General features: G+C 50.3%; 18 protein-coding genes. 1 reads left to right on the top strand and 17 read right to left on the bottom strand.

Features of this window, described 5'->3' with window-relative positions; translation table 11 throughout:
• Nucleotides 1-125: 125 nt before the first annotated feature.
• The 4 genes from DPO_RS20970 to DPO_RS20955 form a co-directional block, all read right to left on the bottom strand.
• Complete coding sequence (locus tag DPO_RS20970) at nucleotides 126-2,087, bottom strand: sugar transferase (RefSeq protein WP_006968382.1); 1,962 nt, start codon at nucleotides 2,085-2,087, stop codon at nucleotides 126-128.
• Nucleotides 2,088-2,247: 160 nt separating this feature from the next.
• The gene (locus DPO_RS20965; RefSeq protein WP_006968381.1) at nucleotides 2,248-2,613 is read right to left on the bottom strand and encodes a VanZ family protein; all 366 of its coding nucleotides are present in this window, start codon (nucleotides 2,611-2,613) and stop codon (nucleotides 2,248-2,250) included.
• A gap of 120 nt (nucleotides 2,614-2,733) precedes the next feature.
• Nucleotides 2,734-2,976 carry a toxin-antitoxin system TumE family protein gene (locus DPO_RS26240; RefSeq protein ID WP_236610017.1) on the bottom strand — a complete coding sequence of 81 codons (243 nt, stop codon included), beginning with the start codon at nucleotides 2,974-2,976 and terminating at the stop codon, nucleotides 2,734-2,736.
• A 70-nt stretch (nucleotides 2,977-3,046) separates the two neighbouring features.
• A complete protein-coding gene (locus DPO_RS20955; RefSeq protein ID WP_006968379.1) occupies nucleotides 3,047-3,310 on the bottom strand; it encodes a hypothetical protein in 264 nt (87 codons plus the stop codon).
• Between the two features lie 249 nt (nucleotides 3,311-3,559).
• Between DPO_RS20955 and DPO_RS20950 the strand changes: the two genes are divergently transcribed.
• Entirely contained in the window at nucleotides 3,560-4,573 is a 1,014-nt protein-coding gene (locus DPO_RS20950; RefSeq protein WP_083912113.1) for a DUF4143 domain-containing protein, read from the top strand.
• 12 nt (nucleotides 4,574-4,585) lie between these two features.
• On the opposite strand, the gene DPO_RS20945 is transcribed toward DPO_RS20950, so the two are convergent.
• The 13 genes from DPO_RS20945 to asnB all read right to left on the bottom strand — a co-directional run bounded on the left by DPO_RS20945 (nucleotide 4,586) and on the right by asnB (nucleotide 17,771).
• Nucleotides 4,586-4,804 (bottom strand): hypothetical protein, encoded by a 219-nt coding sequence (locus tag DPO_RS20945; protein ID WP_006968377.1) that lies wholly within the window; start codon nucleotides 4,802-4,804, stop codon nucleotides 4,586-4,588.
• 341 nt (nucleotides 4,805-5,145) lie between these two features.
• Nucleotides 5,146-6,507 (bottom strand): ATP-binding protein, encoded by a 1,362-nt coding sequence (locus DPO_RS20940; protein ID WP_006968375.1) that lies wholly within the window; start codon nucleotides 6,505-6,507, stop codon nucleotides 5,146-5,148.
• 116 nt (nucleotides 6,508-6,623) lie between these two features.
• Nucleotides 6,624-7,022: a hypothetical protein gene (locus DPO_RS20935; RefSeq protein ID WP_006968374.1), complete on the bottom strand. Its 399-nt coding sequence runs from the start codon at nucleotides 7,020-7,022 to the stop codon at nucleotides 6,624-6,626.
• Between the two features lie 168 nt (nucleotides 7,023-7,190).
• On the bottom strand, nucleotides 7,191-7,577 hold the full coding sequence (locus DPO_RS20930; RefSeq protein ID WP_006968373.1) for a type II toxin-antitoxin system VapC family toxin: 387 nt from the start codon (nucleotides 7,575-7,577) through the stop codon (nucleotides 7,191-7,193).
• A complete protein-coding gene (locus DPO_RS20925; RefSeq protein WP_006968372.1) occupies nucleotides 7,574-7,822 on the bottom strand; it encodes a hypothetical protein in 249 nt (82 codons plus the stop codon). Before DPO_RS20925 ends, DPO_RS20930 begins: the two co-directional genes overlap by 4 nt.
• 205 nt (nucleotides 7,823-8,027) lie before the next feature.
• Complete coding sequence (locus DPO_RS20920) at nucleotides 8,028-10,001, bottom strand: sugar transferase (RefSeq protein WP_006968371.1); 1,974 nt, start codon at nucleotides 9,999-10,001, stop codon at nucleotides 8,028-8,030.
• Between the two features lie 100 nt (nucleotides 10,002-10,101).
• Nucleotides 10,102-10,824: a hypothetical protein gene (locus DPO_RS20915; protein WP_236610014.1), complete on the bottom strand. Its 723-nt coding sequence runs from the start codon at nucleotides 10,822-10,824 to the stop codon at nucleotides 10,102-10,104.
• An 83-nt stretch (nucleotides 10,825-10,907) separates the two neighbouring features.
• Entirely contained in the window at nucleotides 10,908-12,074 is a 1,167-nt protein-coding gene (locus DPO_RS20910; protein ID WP_006968369.1) for a hypothetical protein, read from the bottom strand.
• 199 nt (nucleotides 12,075-12,273) lie between these two features.
• Nucleotides 12,274-12,492: a hypothetical protein gene (locus tag DPO_RS20905; protein WP_006968368.1), complete on the bottom strand. Its 219-nt coding sequence runs from the start codon at nucleotides 12,490-12,492 to the stop codon at nucleotides 12,274-12,276.
• Nucleotides 12,493-12,651: 159 nt separating this feature from the next.
• Complete coding sequence (gene wecB, locus DPO_RS20900; RefSeq protein WP_006968367.1) at nucleotides 12,652-13,827, bottom strand: non-hydrolyzing UDP-N-acetylglucosamine 2-epimerase; 1,176 nt, start codon at nucleotides 13,825-13,827, stop codon at nucleotides 12,652-12,654.
• A gap of 5 nt (nucleotides 13,828-13,832) precedes the next feature.
• Nucleotides 13,833-14,927, bottom strand: coding sequence for a DUF354 domain-containing protein (locus DPO_RS20895; protein WP_006968366.1), 1,095 nt, complete (start codon nucleotides 14,925-14,927; stop codon nucleotides 13,833-13,835).
• Nucleotides 14,924-15,928, bottom strand: coding sequence for a lipid II:glycine glycyltransferase FemX (locus DPO_RS20890; RefSeq protein ID WP_006968365.1), 1,005 nt, complete (start codon nucleotides 15,926-15,928; stop codon nucleotides 14,924-14,926). Before DPO_RS20890 ends, DPO_RS20895 begins: the two co-directional genes overlap by 4 nt.
• Nucleotides 15,921-17,771 (bottom strand): asparagine synthase (glutamine-hydrolyzing), encoded by a 1,851-nt coding sequence (asnB, locus tag DPO_RS20885; protein WP_040012178.1) that lies wholly within the window; start codon nucleotides 17,769-17,771, stop codon nucleotides 15,921-15,923. Before asnB ends, DPO_RS20890 begins: the two co-directional genes overlap by 8 nt.

Below are 17,771 nucleotides of genomic sequence, written 5' to 3'. Positions count from 1 at the left end.
CCTGACACTGACCCTGATGATACCCCCGCCGACAAAAATTTTCAACCCAAAATGGGGTCAGGCTTGGCTTGTTGGCTTATTGCGGCCCTATGCAATAAGCCAACAAGCCAAGCCTGACCCCACCACTATTTACTCCTTGCGCCCCTGAAAACAATATTGACAAAGGATTTAACAAAATACCGGATCTGGGTTCTCACCGGCCGCTCCAGAAACGCCTTGATATACCGCCGTTCCGAGTCGCAGATCTCCTCGAACGTTTCGGGCAGGTCCGCGTAGAACGGGGGCACCAGGCCGGGCCGCACTTTTTTGCGCAGCTCCTGCAACTCCGGGTCATACCCGCTCAGGTACTGGAAGCTCAACGGACGCACCCCCACCAGGGCAAAATCGCCTTTCACCCAGTTGTACAGCATGGGCAGCTCGTCCAGCCACAGCTTGCGCATCACCTTTCCCCAGGTGGTCTTGCGGAAATCGTTCTCGATCTTGCCGCCCTTTTCCAGCCCGTGCAGGTCAGACAGGTACTGCTGGAGATATTCCGAATAAGGATACATGGTGCGGAACTTGTAGGTGTGCACTGCCCTGCCCCCCAGCCCGGACCGCTTGAGCGCCACCAGCGGCCCATAGGTGGGACTGGTGTCCGCAGACGGGGTCTTGACCTTGCGGACGATAAAATAAAACCGGTTGTCGATCACTTTTGTGGCAATGATCTCAAACCCGCAAAAACTCAACCGTCCCAGCACCTCGGCCCGGGAGATGACCCGGTATTTTCCCTTGGTGACGGCAAAATACACCTTTTTGACCCAGGGCAGCTTGGGCGCCACCCGGTGGACCAGAAAATCCAGGGCATAGACGGCATGGGCCATGGGCCGGGGAAACCGGGAATAAATCCACTCATAATGGGTTTTGACGGTATGGGCATACCCGGCAAAATACCCGCCCGGCAGCAGCATCTGGTGCAGGGACAGAAAATGCACATTCAGCCTGCGGCAGTCATTGAGCTTGCGCAGCCCGATGAACAGCCGCAGCATCAGATAATCATCATGCAGGGCAAAAAACGTGGCACTGCGCTCCACCTGGGTTTCCACATACAGGATATCGGTCAGATCCACATGCTGTTCAAGAAACTCCAGAAACGCCTGCTCATCCGGCTGAAAACTGCGCTGCAGCTTATAGATGGCCGGCCGCATCAACCGCTTGCGCACGGTCTCGATATCCACATTCAGGTCATACGGCTCCTGGGCCAAAGCCTGCCGCACCTGGTCCACGGACTCGATATCGCCTTCCTTTTTGCGATCCTTGCGCGCACTGAAATACACGCCGAGGGCCACGGCCTCCAGCACCATGAGCAGCGCCACCGTGCCGAACCCCTGGAGCCGCGAGTAGTGAAACAGCCGCAGCCCATACACCATCACCCCCGTGACGGCCATGAGCAGAAACCCGGCCTTGAGCCACTGCCACAGGGCAAAATAAAAGTTCCTGTGCCGGATCACATAATATTTCTGCGTGGCAAAGGCAGCCCCCGCCCCCAGCATCAGCTGCATCACCATGAGCTGTTCATACCCGGCCACCAGATCAAAATGCCCCCGCTTCATGTAGTTCACGGCAAAAAACGCGGCAAAAAACAACCCCAGATCCACCAGGGCAAACTTGACCGAAAACCGGTCCTGCACGGCCGGCACCTCATCGCCGGATTCGTCCTCCCCGGTCTTTGTCCCTTGCAGCACGCCCCCGAACCGCACGGCGGCCCCCCACACCAGCAGCTCCAGCCCCAGCAGCACCCCGCACGTCGCAAACACCTGAACCCGGGAATATTTCACCATCCCGAACATCACCACCACAAACGCAATGGTAAAGGCCAGATACAGGGCCGATTTGACCAGCGTCCTGGCCCCTTCCCGGCCCCCGGCATATTCCCCGGGCACAAATTTTTTGCCCACCACCCCGGACACCACCCATGCCCCATAAAACAATCCCAGCAGGACCCCATACCCCTCCGGCAGCTCCAGCGTCCCCCGCTTGGCCCCATTCACCACCCAAAACGCCAGCGTCATCAACAAAAAATCAACCGCAATCAGCCTGAATCGTGTCATCTTTTCCTTAATCAGTCAGTGTAATCGCCCGGGGTCAGCCGCTTTCAAGGGGTCAGCCGGGGTCAGCCTTGTGTTATTGCGTTTTTGAGGGCCTTTTCTCAAAAATGCAATAACGCAAGACTGACCCCACCACCGCCTACTGACCCCACCCCCGCCCACTTCACCTACAATAAGCCAACAAGCCAAGCCTGACCCCACCCACCAGGGCACATCCCATCACCACCCCCACCGCATTGCCCACCGCATCATTCACATTCCAGGCCCGGTAGGGCAGCAGAAATTGAATCCCCTCCAACCCCACAGCCAGGGCCAGGCCCGTCAGTATTATCATCCACAGGGGATGGCGGGTAAAGCTCAACCGCCACAGCACCACCAGCGGCGCAAACACCACCGCATGAACCAGATAATCCAGCCGCAGTTGAAACAAAAAAGTATCTGACAGGGTGGTATTCAAACCGCCCAGGGGCACCACCACCATCACCACCAGAAACGCCAGATACAAGAACAACAAAACCCGATATTTCATCAACAACCCTTCATGTTCGGTGTTCACAGGGACAGCCGCTTTCACGGGGTCAGCGGGGTCAGCCTACTTCATCCTCAATAAGCCAATAAGCCAAGCCTGACCCCACCCCTTTTCACAAAATCAAATACAGGATGTTATATATTTCAATACGTCTTTGAGCGTAATGACGTCACTTTCTTCAATGAGGTCATTTCTGTGCATATGGTTCGGATATGTTTTCAAATGTCTATGATGAGGTGCATTATCCCATCGCATCAAAAATGCGCCCTGGGAGTTCTGCCAGTGAAAAGAATAATTTCGTTCGAATTCATCATTATATTCGCGGACATGTAAGACACTGTTATCTATGAGCACAATTTGCATTTTGACATACGAGCCGGTTTCCCAATACTTGAAATCGACAATTCTGTATGTCAGAACGATGGGAGAGGAATCAAGTAAACTGAATACTTCCATTTCTAAGATCTTTGATCCGAAGATCTATATTGTCCAGGTACCGTCTATAGGCTTTCCACTCCATATAATCATCATATTGGGTAAAATTTTCTTCATCGGCGCGCATCATTTTTTCAAATTCATCAAAATTTTTATTATATTTTTTATGAAAAAATGCCACTTTTTCTTCTGTCTTATGCTTCTCCGAGTATGCTTCCACAAGCAGCAACGTAGAAACATGTTTTTTATCAACAGTCACCATCTTGTCACCTCACCCGCTCTTTTTTCAAATCCATTACAAATAATACCCCTGCCGGCAGATATTTGCAACTCATATGTGGGTCAGCCGGGGTCAGTCTTCACGGGGTCAGCCTTGTGTTATTGTGTTTTTGAGGGCCCTTTCTCAAAAACGCAATAACGCAAGACTGACCCCACCACCGCATAAAGATATTTGCAACCCATACGCGCCCAATACCCAATACCCCAATAACTACAATAACGCAGGCCCGGGATTCTGAAGAAACATACCGATAAAATAATAATAACAACACCAAAAGACACCCATAAAACAATAATTGGGATTGCCAGAAACAATAAAGAAACGTTGCTGAATATCAATTTAGAACGTTATCCTGAATTAGCACCGATATTTTCAGGTAAAGATCCAATTGAAATTATTCAGCAGCTTGAATTTTTACCAAACATGGGAGAAATCAATAAAAATGCACTCCTTTTCCTGGATGAAATCCAGGCTGTTCCCGAGGCAATTGCTGCATTACGTTATTTTTATGAAGACAAACCGGAAATTCCGGTGATATGCGCAGGCTCTCTGCTTGAGTTTGTCTTAAGTGATCATTCCTTTATCATGCACTATACCCCGGATCAAAAAATTGGTGAAATTGTACACAATCGTTTATCAAGTTTATTACGTTCCTATTATTATATTGGAGGCATGCCCGAAGCAATAGCAGTTTTTGCAGACAGCCATTGCTCAGGCCTTCCCCTGCAGGCTGATCTTGAAGAAAAAGTGTATAAAACCCTTTTTCTCGATGTCGGTTTGATGAATGCCGTTTGCGGTTTGAACTGGCACATAGTCTCTCAAATGGATGATATAAAATTGATCAATGAAGGTGCCATTGCCGAACAGTTTATAGGGCAGCACTTGCAGCATCTGCTTGCAGATTCTCCAAACAGGGACTTAACATACTGGTTGCGTGAGGGCCGCTCATCCAATGCAGAATTAGATTTTGTTATCGGGATTGCAGGCAGCATAATTCCCATAGAGGTAAAAGCAGGACCTACTGGAAAATTAAAGTCTTTGCACCAGTTTATGGGACAAAAAAAAGCACCATTTGCTATTCGGTTTGATTCATCCTTACCATCTGTTCATCAAATAAAGACAGTTATTAATATCGGTAAAGAGCGCAAGGATGTAAACTATCCATTAATTTCACTGCCGTTATATCTAATTGAACGCCTGGAATTTATTGTTGAGGACTATTTGGAACATCATCCATATTCTTAAACTGTGACCCCGCTATTTGGATCCGACTCGCAGATTTCTTCGAAGGTCTCGGGCAGGTCGGCTTCCCAGCACCTCGGCCCGGGAGATGGCCCGGTTGTGGCCTTTGGTGATCGCGAAATACACCTTCTGGACCCCGGGCAGCTTGGGCGCCACCCGCTTGGCCTGGTTCACCAGCAAAAACGCCAGGGTCATCAACAAAAAATCAACGGCAATCAGCCTGAATCGTGTCATCTTTCCCTTTATCAAGCAAAGTCAGAAGAGCACGGGGTCAGCCTTGTGTTATTGCGTTTTTGAGGGCCCTTTCTCAAAAACGCAATAACGCAAGACTGACCCCACCCCCGTTTACTCCATCCTCAATAAGCCAATAACCCAAGGTCACACGCAAGCCAAGCCTGACCCCGGCCTCATCCCAGCTTTCCGGCACGGCCCGGAAATAACAGGATGCCGGGATGCCCAGATCATGCTCCAGCCGGGCGGTTTTCAGGGGCCCGGACGCCGGTCCACGTCGTGGCGCAGGATGATGACCCGGTTGGCCGGAGCCTGCATGAATTCGACAATAAAGCAGGCCCCTATCACCCTCTGGCAGCCAACCATCGCCGACCAGCCTCGGTCAGCTGGTATTTTTGCAACTTACTTCTGGGTTTCTCGGGAATGGTCAATGCAAGCAGCCCCGTTTTCAGGGCCGGCTTCAAAAAGGTTTTATAAAAATATTTTCTGTCTCTTATTCCAAGTTCCTCCTGCAACTGTTCGCGCCCTGCCGGTTTTTCACAACACAGCAATAATTTCTCAACATGAGGGGTAACATGAGGGGTAACATGGGGGGTATCATGGGGGGTAATCGGAGAGGTCGTCGATCCAATCTGAAACAGCTCAGCCTTAAAAAAATCTCCGATCTCCTCAATCTTGAACCCAATTTCCGTGTAAGAACTCAACGCCTCCCGAATGCGCACAAATCCCGTGCCATAGCGCTCGATATCACCCATCAGAAAAAAGGCTTCGGCCAGCAGTCGATTCCTTATAGAGGACACATAGTCATTGCGCTGCAAATCCTCGATCCGCAACTTGCCATAGAGCTTTCCCGGATTAGTAAAAACAATGCGGTCATCGAAAACTTTGATCACAATATCGGAAGGGCTCTTGTAATCCCGGTGCACCACAGCATTCAGCAAAAGCTCCCGAAGTGCTTCCATGGGATACTGCCAGCGCTCCCTGCGCTCAAGGCTGCCATCAAAGTGATAGGAAAGATTGACATGTTTCTTGATAAACGTCAGCGCCTCCTCGACGGCCGACAGCAATGGGCCCCGGACGACATTATCATCAATAATAGTCGCTTCCGACTTGAAACGGCCGATGCGGATGGCACAGTCCGGCACCCCGAAGAGCAACTCCGCAGCAAAGGTGATTTTCCCATCTCGAATGAATTTCAGTTTAACAAGATTGGTCTGCGGATCATCGGCAAGGGCGACTCTCCCCCTGCTATTCACTCGGTTGAAAAACCGCTGTATCAGCTCAGTATCCAGATCGGCCAGGGAAACCTGTGAAGGATAGGCATCGAAGGATAGAGACAAGGCCTGCTGCTGTAAGTCCACTATTTCATCCAGGGACAAAAGATGGTTGCTGTTATGTACCCGCTTATAATAACGACCTTTGTATGCAACCGGCTTGACCGGAAACTCGGGAATTTCAAAAATCACAATTTGTCTGCCATCTTTTTGCGCAACCCGGGCCTTGGGTACAAGCTGGGGATAGGTGGCAACCTTGATCTCGTTCAAGCAGCGTTGGACCGTTTCGGGGCCAACCTCCAAACCACAGGGGTTGCCGTCATCATCAACACCAACAATCACGGACCCACCATCGGTGTTGGCAAGGGCCACAAGAGAAATAATCACCTCTTTGCCAAATGATTTTTTATGCTCAACAAGTTGTGTTTCCATAAGAACGCCGCTGCTTAATCTGCCCTCCAAATTTCATACTTAAAACAGTCTGCCAGTGTTTTTTCCGGTCTGTAAACCTTGACGGTAACGCCATCGATTTGATGACTCTCAAAGTCTCAATAAGCCAACAAGCCAAGCCTGACCCCACCCCATTTCACCCCGTTCTTCACATTCTGCCACACCAGCTCCTTCACCCAAGGCACCACGCGATCCTCCCACCGCTGGGGATGCGTATTGATCATCACCCGATCCGGCAGCCGCCCCTCCCGGGCCAGCTCCATCAAATGCCCGGTGCTGTTCACCCGGATATCAAACCCGGAATCCACCCGGTCCCGGATGCTGGCCCCGGCATGGTTCCACCTTCGCCCGGTATCGGTCAGGTAAAACACCTGTGTAAAATCCACATCCAGGTAGGGTTCGCCCACAATGCCCAGGGCCTTGTAATCACGGGTCTGCCACAGGTCCAGGTTGTTGATGCGGGACAGGGGGCTGCCGTGCATGCAGATGAAGGTCACGGGCGAAAGCTCCCTCAGCTTTGCCAGTTTGGCCTGAAAATCCTCCCAGGCCCGGCAATCTTCGGAGCCGCGGGGTCAGACCCTGCTACCCATCTGTATTTCATCAAGCAGTTCAGGATGCATTGATCCCATCCTGAACCGCGGCTTCAAGACCTGTTCTGCGGAATTCTACCAGACAACACGGATATCAGGATATTTAACAATCACACTGTCTTTGGATATCAAGGTCCATTCATTGGCCTGACACATGGCAATGAGGATTCTGTCAAAAGGATCGTTGTGAATTTCCGGCAAACGTACGGATAATTGTGCAATATGGCGAGACAAAGGAACTTCATTTAATGCATGCTGTTTTATCATGCGATCCAGATACATCTCAGGTTCAATTGGCAAACGAAGCCTGTTTCTCCTGTAAAGCATCGATATTTCCCAGGCTGAAACGACGGATATATGCAAATTATCCGCATGGAGGGATAGTGCTTTTTTCGCATCCACAGACAACTTGCTCTGATCGGAAGCCAGCCACACAGCCGTATGTGTATCAAGTAAAATCATCTTAATTCTTCCGGCCAGTCGGAATCAGGGAGAGTCTCAGTGGGATCGCCGACAAAACAAGCCCCTTCCAGCATCGGATCTGTTTCAAGAGGATCGGTTTTCTTCTGAGGAATAATTTTAACAATTGGTTTGTCGCCACGGACAATCAAAATCGATTTGCCTGTTTTTTCAATTTGTTCAATCAGTTGTTTCAGATCACTTTCGATAACTGAATTGATGTTAATTACATTTTCAGAAGCTTCCATTCCCGCCTCCTTTATGCTGATCTTTTACAAACTTTTATCCCCGGTGAAGAGATCCTGTAAATTCCATGACACAACAATACCCCCGCCGATAAATATTTGCAACCCAAAATGGGGTCAGGCTTGGCTTATTGGCTTATTGCACGGTGTCTGTAATGGAGATGGCATGGAGCCCCAATAAGCCAACAAGCCAAGCCTGACCCCACCACTATTTACTCCGGGCGCCTTTGAAGGCGATGTTGACAAAGGATTTGGTGAAGTAGCGGATCTGGGTTCGGACCGGGCGGGCCAGAAACGACCGGATGTAGCGCCGTTCCGACTCGCAGATCTCCTCGAACGTCTCGGGCAGGTCGGCGTAGAACGGCGGCACCAGCCCGGGCCGCACCTTCTTTCGCAACTCCTGGAGATCGTCGTCGTACAGGCTCAGGTACTGGTAGCTCAACGGCCGCACCCCCACCAGGCCGAAATCGCCTTTCACCCAGTTGTACAGCATGGGCAGCTCGTCCAGCCACAGCTTGCGCATCACCTTGCCCCAGGTGGTCAGGCGGAAGTCGTTCTCGATCTTGCCGCCCTTTTGCAGCCCGTACCGGTCATACATGTACGCCTGCAGATATTCGGAATACGGGTGCATGGTGCGGAACTTGAAGGTGTGCACCGTTTTTCCCTCCAGCCCGGAGCGCTTGAGCGCCACCAGCGGGCCGTAGGTGGGGCTGTTGTCCATGGACGCGGTCTTGACCTTGCGGGCGATAAAGTAAAACTTTTTATCCATTTCCTTTGTGTCCACGATATCAAACCCGCAGAAACACAGCCTTCCTAACAGCTCGGCCCGGGAGATGATCCGGTTTCTTCCCTTGGTCACGGCAAAATACACCTTCTGGATCCAGGGCAGCTTCGGGCACACCCGGTGGAACAGAAAATCCAGGGCATACACCCCGTGGGCCACAGGCCGGGGAAACTTTGCGTAAATCCACTCATGATGGGTCTTGATGGTGTGGGCATACCCGGCAAAATACCCCCCGGGCAAGAGCATCTGGTGCAGCGACAGAAAATGCACATTCAGCCGCCGGCAGTCGTTGAGCTTGCGCAGCCCCACAAACAGCCGCAGCATCAGGTAATCGTCCCTGAGTTCGAAACAGTTGCTGTTGCGCTCCACCTGGGTTTCCACATACAGGATGTCATCCAGGTCCACATGTTTTCTGAGAAACGCCAGAAACTTCTGCTCATCGGTCTGCAGACTGCGTTCCAGCTTGTAGATGGCCGGCCGCATCAGCCGCTGCCGCACCGTCTCGATATCCACGTTCAGGTCATACCGCTCCTGGGTCAGCATCTGCCGCACCTGGTCCACCGACTCGATATCGCCTTTTGCCTTCCGGTCCTTTCGCACACTGAAATACACCACCAGGACCACCGCCTCCAGCACCATCAGCACCACCACCGTGCCGAATCCCTGGAACCGGGAATACTGAAACCAGCGCAGCCCGAACACCATCACCCCGGCACCGGCCATGAGCAGCAACCCGGCCTTGACCCACTGCCACAGGGCAAAATACAGGTTCCTGTGCTGGATCACATCATACTTGCGCGTGGCAACCGCCGCCGCTACCCCCAGGGCCAACAGCATCAGCATGAGCTGTTCATACCCGTCAGGCGGGACAACCGTGCCCCGCTTCATGACATTCACGGCAAAAAACGCCGCAAAAAACAGCCCCAGGTCCACCAGGGCAAATTTCAAAGAAAACCGGGGCCTCTCCCTGGTCCCCGCATCAGGATCATCTTCTGCTTCCGGATCGTCCGCCCCGGCATCCGGCAAGGTCACATACCGCGCCGCCGCCCCCCACACCAGCAGCTCCAGCCCCAGCATCACCCCGCAGGTGGCAAACACATGCACCCGCGAATACCGGCTCAGCCCGAACATCACCACCACGAACGCAATGGTAAACACCAGGTACAGGGCCGACTTGACCACGGTCCGGGCCCCGACCCGAAACGTCCAATACTCCGCCGGCACAAACTTTTTCCCGGCCAGGCCCGACACCACCCAGGCACCGTAAAACAGCACCAGCAGCAGCCCATACCCATCCGGCAGCACTAACGACCCGCGCTTGAAACAGTTCACCGCAAAAAACGCCACCGTCAACAACACAAAATCAACAACAACCAGCCTGAATCCCGTCAGTCTCATCCTTTCCTTTCAAGGGGTTCAAGGGGTCGGGCTTTTCTTATTGTCATTATTGCGCCCTTTGCAATAACGACAATAAGGAAAGCCTGACCCCCACCCCCGCTCAATTAGCCAACACCCCCAGCCTGACCCCACCCCATTTCACTGCGTTCTTCACATTCTGCCACACCAGCTCCCACACCCAGTGCCCCACCCGATCCTCCCACCGCTGGGGATGCGTATTGATCATCACCTGCTCCGGCAGCCGCCCCTCCCTTGCCAGCTCCATCAGATGCCCGGTGCTGTTCACCCGGATATCAAACCCGGAATCCACCCGGTCCCGGATGCTGGCCCCGGCATGGTTCCATCTTCGTCCGGTATCGGTCAGGTAAAACACCTGTGTAAAATCCACATCCAGATAAGGTTCGCCCACAATGCCCAGGGCCTTGTAATCACGGGTCTGCCACAGGTCCAGGTTGTTGATGCGGGACAGGGGACTGCCGTGCATGCAGATGGTGGTCACGGGCGAAAGCTCCCGCAGCTTGGCCAGGTTGGCCTGAAAATCCTCCCAGGCACAGCCTTCATCACCCTTGCAGGCAGACAGATTTTCATAATGATACCCGATCTCATGGCCCAGGCCGGCGATCTTCCGAATAATCGCCTCATCCCAGCTTTCCGTCACAGCCCTGAAATAGTAGGATGCAGGGATGCCCAGATCATGCTCCAGCCGGGCGGTTTTCAGGGCATTGCCCGGGCGCCGGTCCACGTCGTGGCGCAGGATGATGACCCGGCCGGCCGGAGCCTGTATGAACCCGGCAAAGGGCTGGAATTCATAACCCTTCTCCAAAAAAGTTTGAAGGAGGGTTTTATAAATGGATAAGGTGAAATCCATGATCGAAAAAATGGCGGTTGATCTCCGATTGCCAGGGTTTATGATATTTTCAGCCACCCCTTTGATTTTCTGAAGAAATCTGTAATTTGATTATAATAGACACCGATAAAAATGGAGGACAAGAAACCGATCCAGGGATATTCAATGAAAATCCATTTGGTTACTTTTTGATACCACTGAATGACAGCGGCAATCGTATCATTTCCAATCCATGCCAACCCATGAGAAATAAAACTGGGTAAAATGACGCCGAAAACAAACCATATCGCCATAAACAGCAAAACACCTTTCAATGCCCGGTTTGTGTAGTGGCCTGTGATAAAAAGGCTGAATGTGTCGTGTGTCCGGTCATGGATGTTTTCTGCATGCCAGTCGTAAACACGCCTTTTCCATGAGGGTTTTGATTTGACACCGTTGTTTTCCAACGGCAGATAATTGGGCATCACCCCTCTGGGACGGATCTTTCCAACAGAATAGATACTTTGCAACGTCCTGAATTTCAGGGGGAAAACATGTATCGTGATGTCGTGATATGTTGTCTGGCTTTTATTGATCCATGAAATGATTTTTTCTTCAATTTCATGGATCGCCTTACGGAACAGCAGCAATTCGTTTCTTTTTTTTGCATGATTGTTGGCAGCAGAAAGCTCTCTGTCATTGTTGTATTTTGTTAGGGCAATCCGTTCCAGAAAAATATTCAATACATCCAATGGGCCCATTAAATGAAAATTGTATTTCAGCGTGTCCAGCAGCCACAAAATACGCCCCCTGATTCTGGCAGGATGGTATATTGCCGCTTTTTCAGTGGAAAATTCGATTCTAATCCACCTTTTTTGACGGGGTTTAACAGGGGTCTTGAATTTATAGGTAAAGATGGCGAAATACTGTTTGATCAACACACCGTTTGATTCTTCAGACAGCTCCCGGGTCGGTTCAAATTCATTGCCTGAGCCATCGATCACTTCAGCTTCAAAAATATAGGGGTTGTCAATATTTTCAGGATTGACCCGTTTGAGCCTTACCAGTTGCGGATGATCCTGATCTCTTTCAACCTCGATTCCAGACAGTTGATATGTCTTGTTTGTCAGGCTGTCTTCCTGCAGTATTTCATGGGTTCGATTCCTGTACTGCAAAACCGGCAGATATTCAGGCACCCGATTCTTCCTGCGCTGTTCGACATCATACAAGGCTTTGGGGAAAAGCATGACAAGCTCTGCAATTTCACCTGTATCCTGCGAATTTTCAACGATCAAGTCGGATATTACCGAAGACCCGCCCCAGGAGCCAAGAGAAACAGACTCAGACAGGTAAGCGATGTTGATGTAATTTCCAGGTGAAAAGATGTAAAAACACATTCAGCAGGATTTGCCTTTTCCAGCCCCACAAACGCGCCGGGATTGTTACTTACAGATTTTCAGATAGTTGCGACCCCTCACATATATCATCAGGACAGGGAAACCCGCCCCCATGGTTGCCCCGGAGCAGTTGGGCGGTTTTGTTGGCATTGTTTACGAGTACTTCATGATATCTTTGATACGATTCGCCGTCTTTGAATGTCCGCTCGAATGGAAGATCCTGGGAAGCTTTCTTTTTTCTGCGGGTGATGATTCGATTGAATCTCATGTGTTTCCTCCGAAAATGTAATCCATTTATACCCTTATTTTGAGCTGTCAGCATATAAGATGCCGGTATAAAAGAATAATTTATTATGTGTTTCATAAATGAATATAAAACACAAGCATTTTTTAAAAAAGTATCAATTGTTTGGCAATTGTCAACCGATCAATGGTTCAGAATCTCCTGCAGGCAACGCCCTGCCGTTTTCCCATCCCAAAGTTCCGGCCGGACCGGCCTTCTTTCAGACGACAACGTGCGCCGGTATTCCTCCCGGATGCGGTCCACATTGTTCCCCACCAGCACACTGGCGCCCCCATGCTCCCGGAGCGTCACCGGCCGTTCCGTGTTCCAGCGCAGGGTCAGGCAGGGGGTTCCCAGAACCGTGCTTTCCTCCTGCAAACCGCCGCTGTCCGTGAGCATGATCCGGGCATCCATGTTCAGGCGCAGCATGTCATGGTAGCCCAAAGGTTCCAGCAGCACCAGCCCCGGACATGCCAGGGCCCGCTGCCACAGCCCGAATTCTTCCATCTTCTGCCTGGCCCGGGGGTGCAGCGGCCAGAACAGGGACATATCTTTGGCCACCTCGGTGGCAAGGAAATTGAAAATACCGGTGAAAACATCCGGGTGGTCCACGTTGGACGGGCGGTGCAGGGTCATAAGCGCATACAGCGGTGCGTGGGGAGCTGTGGATCGTGAGTGGGGAGTGATGATTGGTGAGGGAGCGGATTGCTCCGGGATTGAATTTTTCTGAATGATTTCCTGGATGGACAGGTTTTTCGCCCTTGGCCTCTGGGCCTCCAGGGTATCGATCATGATGTTGCCCACAAACGTGATTTTTTCTTCAGCCACTCCTTCTTTGCGCAGATTTTCAGAAGACAGTAGATCCGGGGTCAGCAGCAGGTCGGACAACCGGTCCGTGACCAGGCGGTTCACCTCTTCGGGCATGGTCATGTCCCCGCTTCGCAGACCTGCCTCGATATGGCAGCATTTCACCCATTCTTTTTTGGCGGTCACTGAACACGCCAGCGTGGCGTTGACATCACCCACCACCACTACCCAGTCCGGCTTTTGAGCCTGCACCACCTTTTCGAACGCCATCATGGTCTGGCCCACCTGCTGCGCATGGCTTCCGGACCCAACGTCCAGGTTGATATCTGCATCCGGAATGTCCAGGGCCTTAAAGAACGACCTGGACATCTTGTCATCGTAATGCTGGCCCGTATGGACCAGCAGGTGTTCGATCCCGGCGGCATTTGCTTTGTTATACGCTTCAACCGCCCGGATGAACGGTGCGATTTTCATGAAATTGGGCCGGGCGCCGACTACTGAAATGATTTTCATATTGTTTATCTGAATCGATTCTTGTACTCAGGATCATGGGTTAATGTGTCGACGCTTTCAGGATAATTTTGGATAAACCAGCACCAGAAAGCCGTTACATCGATTGCTTCGGACAGCATTTTTTTTCGTTTCTCCTGCCACACACTTCTGAGGTCCGGTACAGCCAGCAATTCCTTCAGTTTTTGTTCAAGCTTGTCAAAATCCGAGGGCTTAAACCCATAGGTAAGGGCATACCGATGCTCCTCTTCTTCAAGATAGGATATGCGGCCGGCAAAGGAGTTGCACCGCAGGGAGGGAACCCCCAAAACCGCCGCTTCAGACGTCATGGTCTGGCTGTCCCCTAAAAACATGGTGGCAAACACCATGAGAGAATGGATTTTTTCAGGTCTGATTTTCAGTTGATATTGCAGGAGTTCCGGTTCAATGCCCCTTTCCGTGGTAATAAAAATCTTTCCATGGGGTTTGAGCAGCTCGATGAGGCTGAGTTTCTGTTCAAGGGTCAGGCCTTTTATCCCCACATCATGGTGGGCCTTGAACACATTGAACCGCATGATGAAAAACGGTTCATCCTGGCTTAAACCGGCTTCCTCCAGAACCCCGGAATCCGGCACAAACCGCCTGGGATGAAGATACGCCAGCTCATGATACCCTGGATAGTAGATGGTATCCTGCCGTTTTCGTTTGCCTTTCAAGGCATCCGGTGAAAGCAGTGCATCGGCAAACGGGTTGACATACCGGGTCACCAGGGGCTGTACATCGTCATCGTCATCATCAAAAACAATGGACTTGACCCGGGATATCCTTGAAACATGGGCCACACTCACTGACGTACCAATGGCGATGTCAATTTTTTCCCGCATGCACAATCTCAGCAGCTTGACATCATACTGGAGTTGTTTGAACACCTTGCCCATCAGGCCATCGGCTTTTTTGGGAAGCACTGTATATTGAAACCCATAATGATCCAGCAGCCTTTTTGCCACAGGAATATCTTTCACTGTCCAAAAAACCTTGCATCCATTTTCCTGGAGTTCCCCGGCCAGATTCCGGTAATAGTGCACATGGGCCGGATGGCCGATATCGATCAGAATTTTCATCATTTCAGCTTTTGCCAGACTTTCAATCCCAGTTTTCCAAACTGGAAAAGAATCGGTTTATGAATCTTTTCGAACCGGCCATAATTGACGAACTCCCCGCCAAATTTCTTTTTATAATCTCTGACACCATATGGCACATCAGGCTTTCCGGCCCCGCCAAAATCAAATGTCTTGAACCCATTTTCCTTTCCCCATAAAAACGCCTTCCAGGGAATCAGATCATTGGGATATTTTTTATAATATTCCTGATAACTTCCGGCATACCAGTCATACATAATATTTTTGAAGCAGAGCACATACATGGTCCCGATAATTTTTTCCTCATTGACCGCAAGAAAAATTTTAAAATGATCCGGGCCAAGGATCTCATACGCCGTTCTGAAAAACTGCATTCCTGGCAGCGGCAGTTTGGCCCTGTCATAGACCTCTGTTAAAATGTCATACGTCGTTTCAAACTCATCCTTGTTTTCTAGCACTCTGACACTTGTGCCTTCTTTTTCCGCCCGCCTGATTTCATTTCTTCTCTTGGAATGCACTTCTTTCCAGAGGATTTCTTCGGTCTTGGACAGATCGATCATGATGTTCAGATGTTCTTCAAACTGCCAGCCCAGGTTGTCAAACTGCATCCTGACATCAGCCAAATCAAAAAAATTGCGGAACTGGGAATAAATGGCTTTTTTTCCACCCACTTCATGAAACTTATCCAATAACTCTGAATAAACTTCCGAACGCTCATTTTTAACCAACGGCCCGCCCCAGACAATGCACCGCCTGGAAAAATAGCCTTTTAATCCCCCACCTTCTTTCATCACTACAGACAACAGGCTGCCGACAATCTCTTCGCCTTCCACAGCCACAATCAAGATGGGCTCATAAACGTTTATCGCCTGGAAAAAACGAAATGCTTTGATGGATTGAAAAAAATTGCCATGGGGATGATGGTGGACAAACGTCTCCAGTTGATTCAGATCTATTTTCGATAAGTCTGTCAGCGTGTTAATCAATAAACCTCCTGAACCACAACTCCAGATGCACCCACTTCCAGATTTCCTTGGAAATGTTCATTTTTCCTTCAAGGTGCTGTTCGTATTTTTTTACCGCCATATCAGCGTCGATGATATTTCTCTGCCTGAAACGATTGCTTAAAAGGATATCATTTATAATTTCCTGCCACTGCCTGGTTCTGAACCATTCATCCTGGGGTGTGTCAAATCCGGTTTTATCTCTCCGGGCCTGGATCCTGGCCGGAAGTATGTTTTTCATGGCCTCACGCAGGATATACTTGGTGTCTCCATTTCTGATAATCCAGTTGTTTTGTGTCGCCAGAATCCGTTCCACCAGCCGGTAATCCAGAAACGGCACCCTGGCTTCCAGGGAAAACCACATGGAATTGCGGTCCTCCCATTTCAGCAAATGTTCAAGCTTGTATTCAAAATGGTTCAGCAATGCCTCATTCAGGCTCGCTGCCTCGTAAAGGTCCCCTGCAATCGTGTTTTTATCCTGATGGGCATGGACAAAATCCGGGGTGATATACCCTTTCTCACTGGTCCGCAAAGATGCCCGAATTTTTTTGGGCAAAAGAAAATAAATAAATGTTTTCAACCCATACAGACTGCGGTGCCTGCTCAGGTAAAAAAAAAGTTCCCTTGAAAGTGCCCCCCATCTGCCTGTGACCAGCAGGTCCTTGAAAAAATTTCCAAAAAAATAATGGTATCCTGCCAGTTCCTCATCAGCCCCCTGGCCGTCCAGCGTCACCACCACATGGTCTTTGGCCAGCTTCATCACCTTGAACTGGGCATAGGGACCGGTCGCCGGAATCGGTTCTGCATGGGCCTGAACAAAGGTGTCAAGATCTTTTTCAAGGCTTTGTGCATCAGGCGTGGTGAAATACATGTTTTCAAGCAATGGCCTGTATTCATGAATAAACTCTGTTTCATCCCCATACTGGCCTTTCCTGTAAACCGCTGAAAACGTATGCAGATCTTTTTTTTGAAAATCATCGAGCAGCACGGAAACAATGCTGGAAGAATCCAGACCGCCGCTCAGACATACCCCCACAGGCACATCACTTCGAAGCCGCAACCCCACAGCGGAACTGAACAACTCCCGGAATTCCTCCGGCCCGGCAAATCCTCTGGACTCAGCCACCCGGGCTTTTAAATCATACCATTTTTCAATTGCAGAATTTGAAAAACCATTTTCTGTATCGAGATCCAATTTAACCGCATGGCCATGCTGCAATTTTTTTATCTCATTGAAAAAAGTGCATTGCGTCTGATCTGTCCGGTTGAATACCAGATAGTCAAATATGCTCTGATTGTCCGGCGTGGGTTTTCCCGGCAGCAGGCTCAAAAGCGGCGGTATTTCAGAGGCAAAGGCAAAAAACCGGTCATTCTTGTAATAATAAAACGGCTTGATGCCGTATCTGTCCCGGGAGGCAAATATTTTCTTTTCCCAACGGTCATAGATCACAAATGCCCACATGCCGTTGAAACGATTCAAACAGGTTTCACCCCATTGCTGATACGCTCCCAGCAGCACCTCTGTGTCGGTATTGGTGTCAAATCGATGCCCCAGGCGTTTGAGTTCATCCCGCAATTCAATATAGTTGAAAATCTCGCCGTTGAACACAACCACATACCGTTCATCCCTTGAAAACATGGGTTGATGCCCGGCTTCGCTCAGATCGATAATGCTTAATCTGACAAATCCCAATCCCACATTATCCTCAAGAAAAAGCCCCTCATCATCCGGCCCGCGATGCTTTTGGATGGCCATCATGTTGCGGATCGATACCTCTTTGACAGCTTGATGATCAAAGGAAATTATTCCACAGATTCCGCACAT

The sequence above is a fragment of the Desulfotignum phosphitoxidans DSM 13687 genome (assembly GCF_000350545.1).
Classification (GTDB): Bacteria; Desulfobacterota; Desulfobacteria; order Desulfobacterales; family Desulfobacteraceae; genus Desulfotignum; species Desulfotignum phosphitoxidans.
Note: the sequence above shows the minus strand (reverse complement) of the source record. Positions and strands in the feature narration are given on the sequence as shown.

Coding starts and splice junctions, on each gene's coding strand:
- DPO_RS20970 (WP_006968382.1), bottom strand. CDS start 2,087: ATGACACGATTCAGGCTGATTGCGGTTGATTTTTTGTTGATGACGCTG.
- DPO_RS20965 (WP_006968381.1), bottom strand. CDS start 2,613: ATGAAATATCGGGTTTTGTTGTTCTTGTATCTGGCGTTTCTGGTGGTG.
- DPO_RS26240 (WP_236610017.1), bottom strand. CDS start 2,976: ATGCAAATTGTGCTCATAGATAACAGTGTCTTACATGTCCGCGAATAT.
- DPO_RS20955 (WP_006968379.1), bottom strand. CDS start 3,310: ATGGTGACTGTTGATAAAAAACATGTTTCTACGTTGCTGCTTGTGGAA.
- DPO_RS20945 (WP_006968377.1), bottom strand. CDS start 4,804: ATGACACGATTCAGGCTGATTGCCGTTGATTTTTTGTTGATGACCCTG.
- DPO_RS20940 (WP_006968375.1), bottom strand. CDS start 6,507: ATGGAAACACAACTTGTTGAGCATAAAAAATCATTTGGCAAAGAGGTG.
- DPO_RS20930 (WP_006968373.1), bottom strand. CDS start 7,577: ATGATTTTACTTGATACACATACGGCTGTGTGGCTGGCTTCCGATCAG.
- DPO_RS20925 (WP_006968372.1), bottom strand. CDS start 7,822: ATGGAAGCTTCTGAAAATGTAATTAACATCAATTCAGTTATCGAAAGT.
- DPO_RS20920 (WP_006968371.1), bottom strand. CDS start 10,001: ATGAGACTGACGGGATTCAGGCTGGTTGTTGTTGATTTTGTGTTGTTG.
- DPO_RS20910 (WP_006968369.1), bottom strand. CDS start 12,074: ATGCTTTTCCCCAAAGCCTTGTATGATGTCGAACAGCGCAGGAAGAAT.
- DPO_RS20905 (WP_006968368.1), bottom strand. CDS start 12,492: ATGAGATTCAATCGAATCATCACCCGCAGAAAAAAGAAAGCTTCCCAG.
- wecB (WP_006968367.1), bottom strand. CDS start 13,827: ATGAAAATCATTTCAGTAGTCGGCGCCCGGCCCAATTTCATGAAAATC.
- DPO_RS20895 (WP_006968366.1), bottom strand. CDS start 14,927: ATGATGAAAATTCTGATCGATATCGGCCATCCGGCCCATGTGCACTAT.
- asnB (WP_040012178.1), bottom strand. CDS start 17,771: ATGTGCGGAATCTGTGGAATAATTTCCTTTGATCATCAAGCTGTCAAA.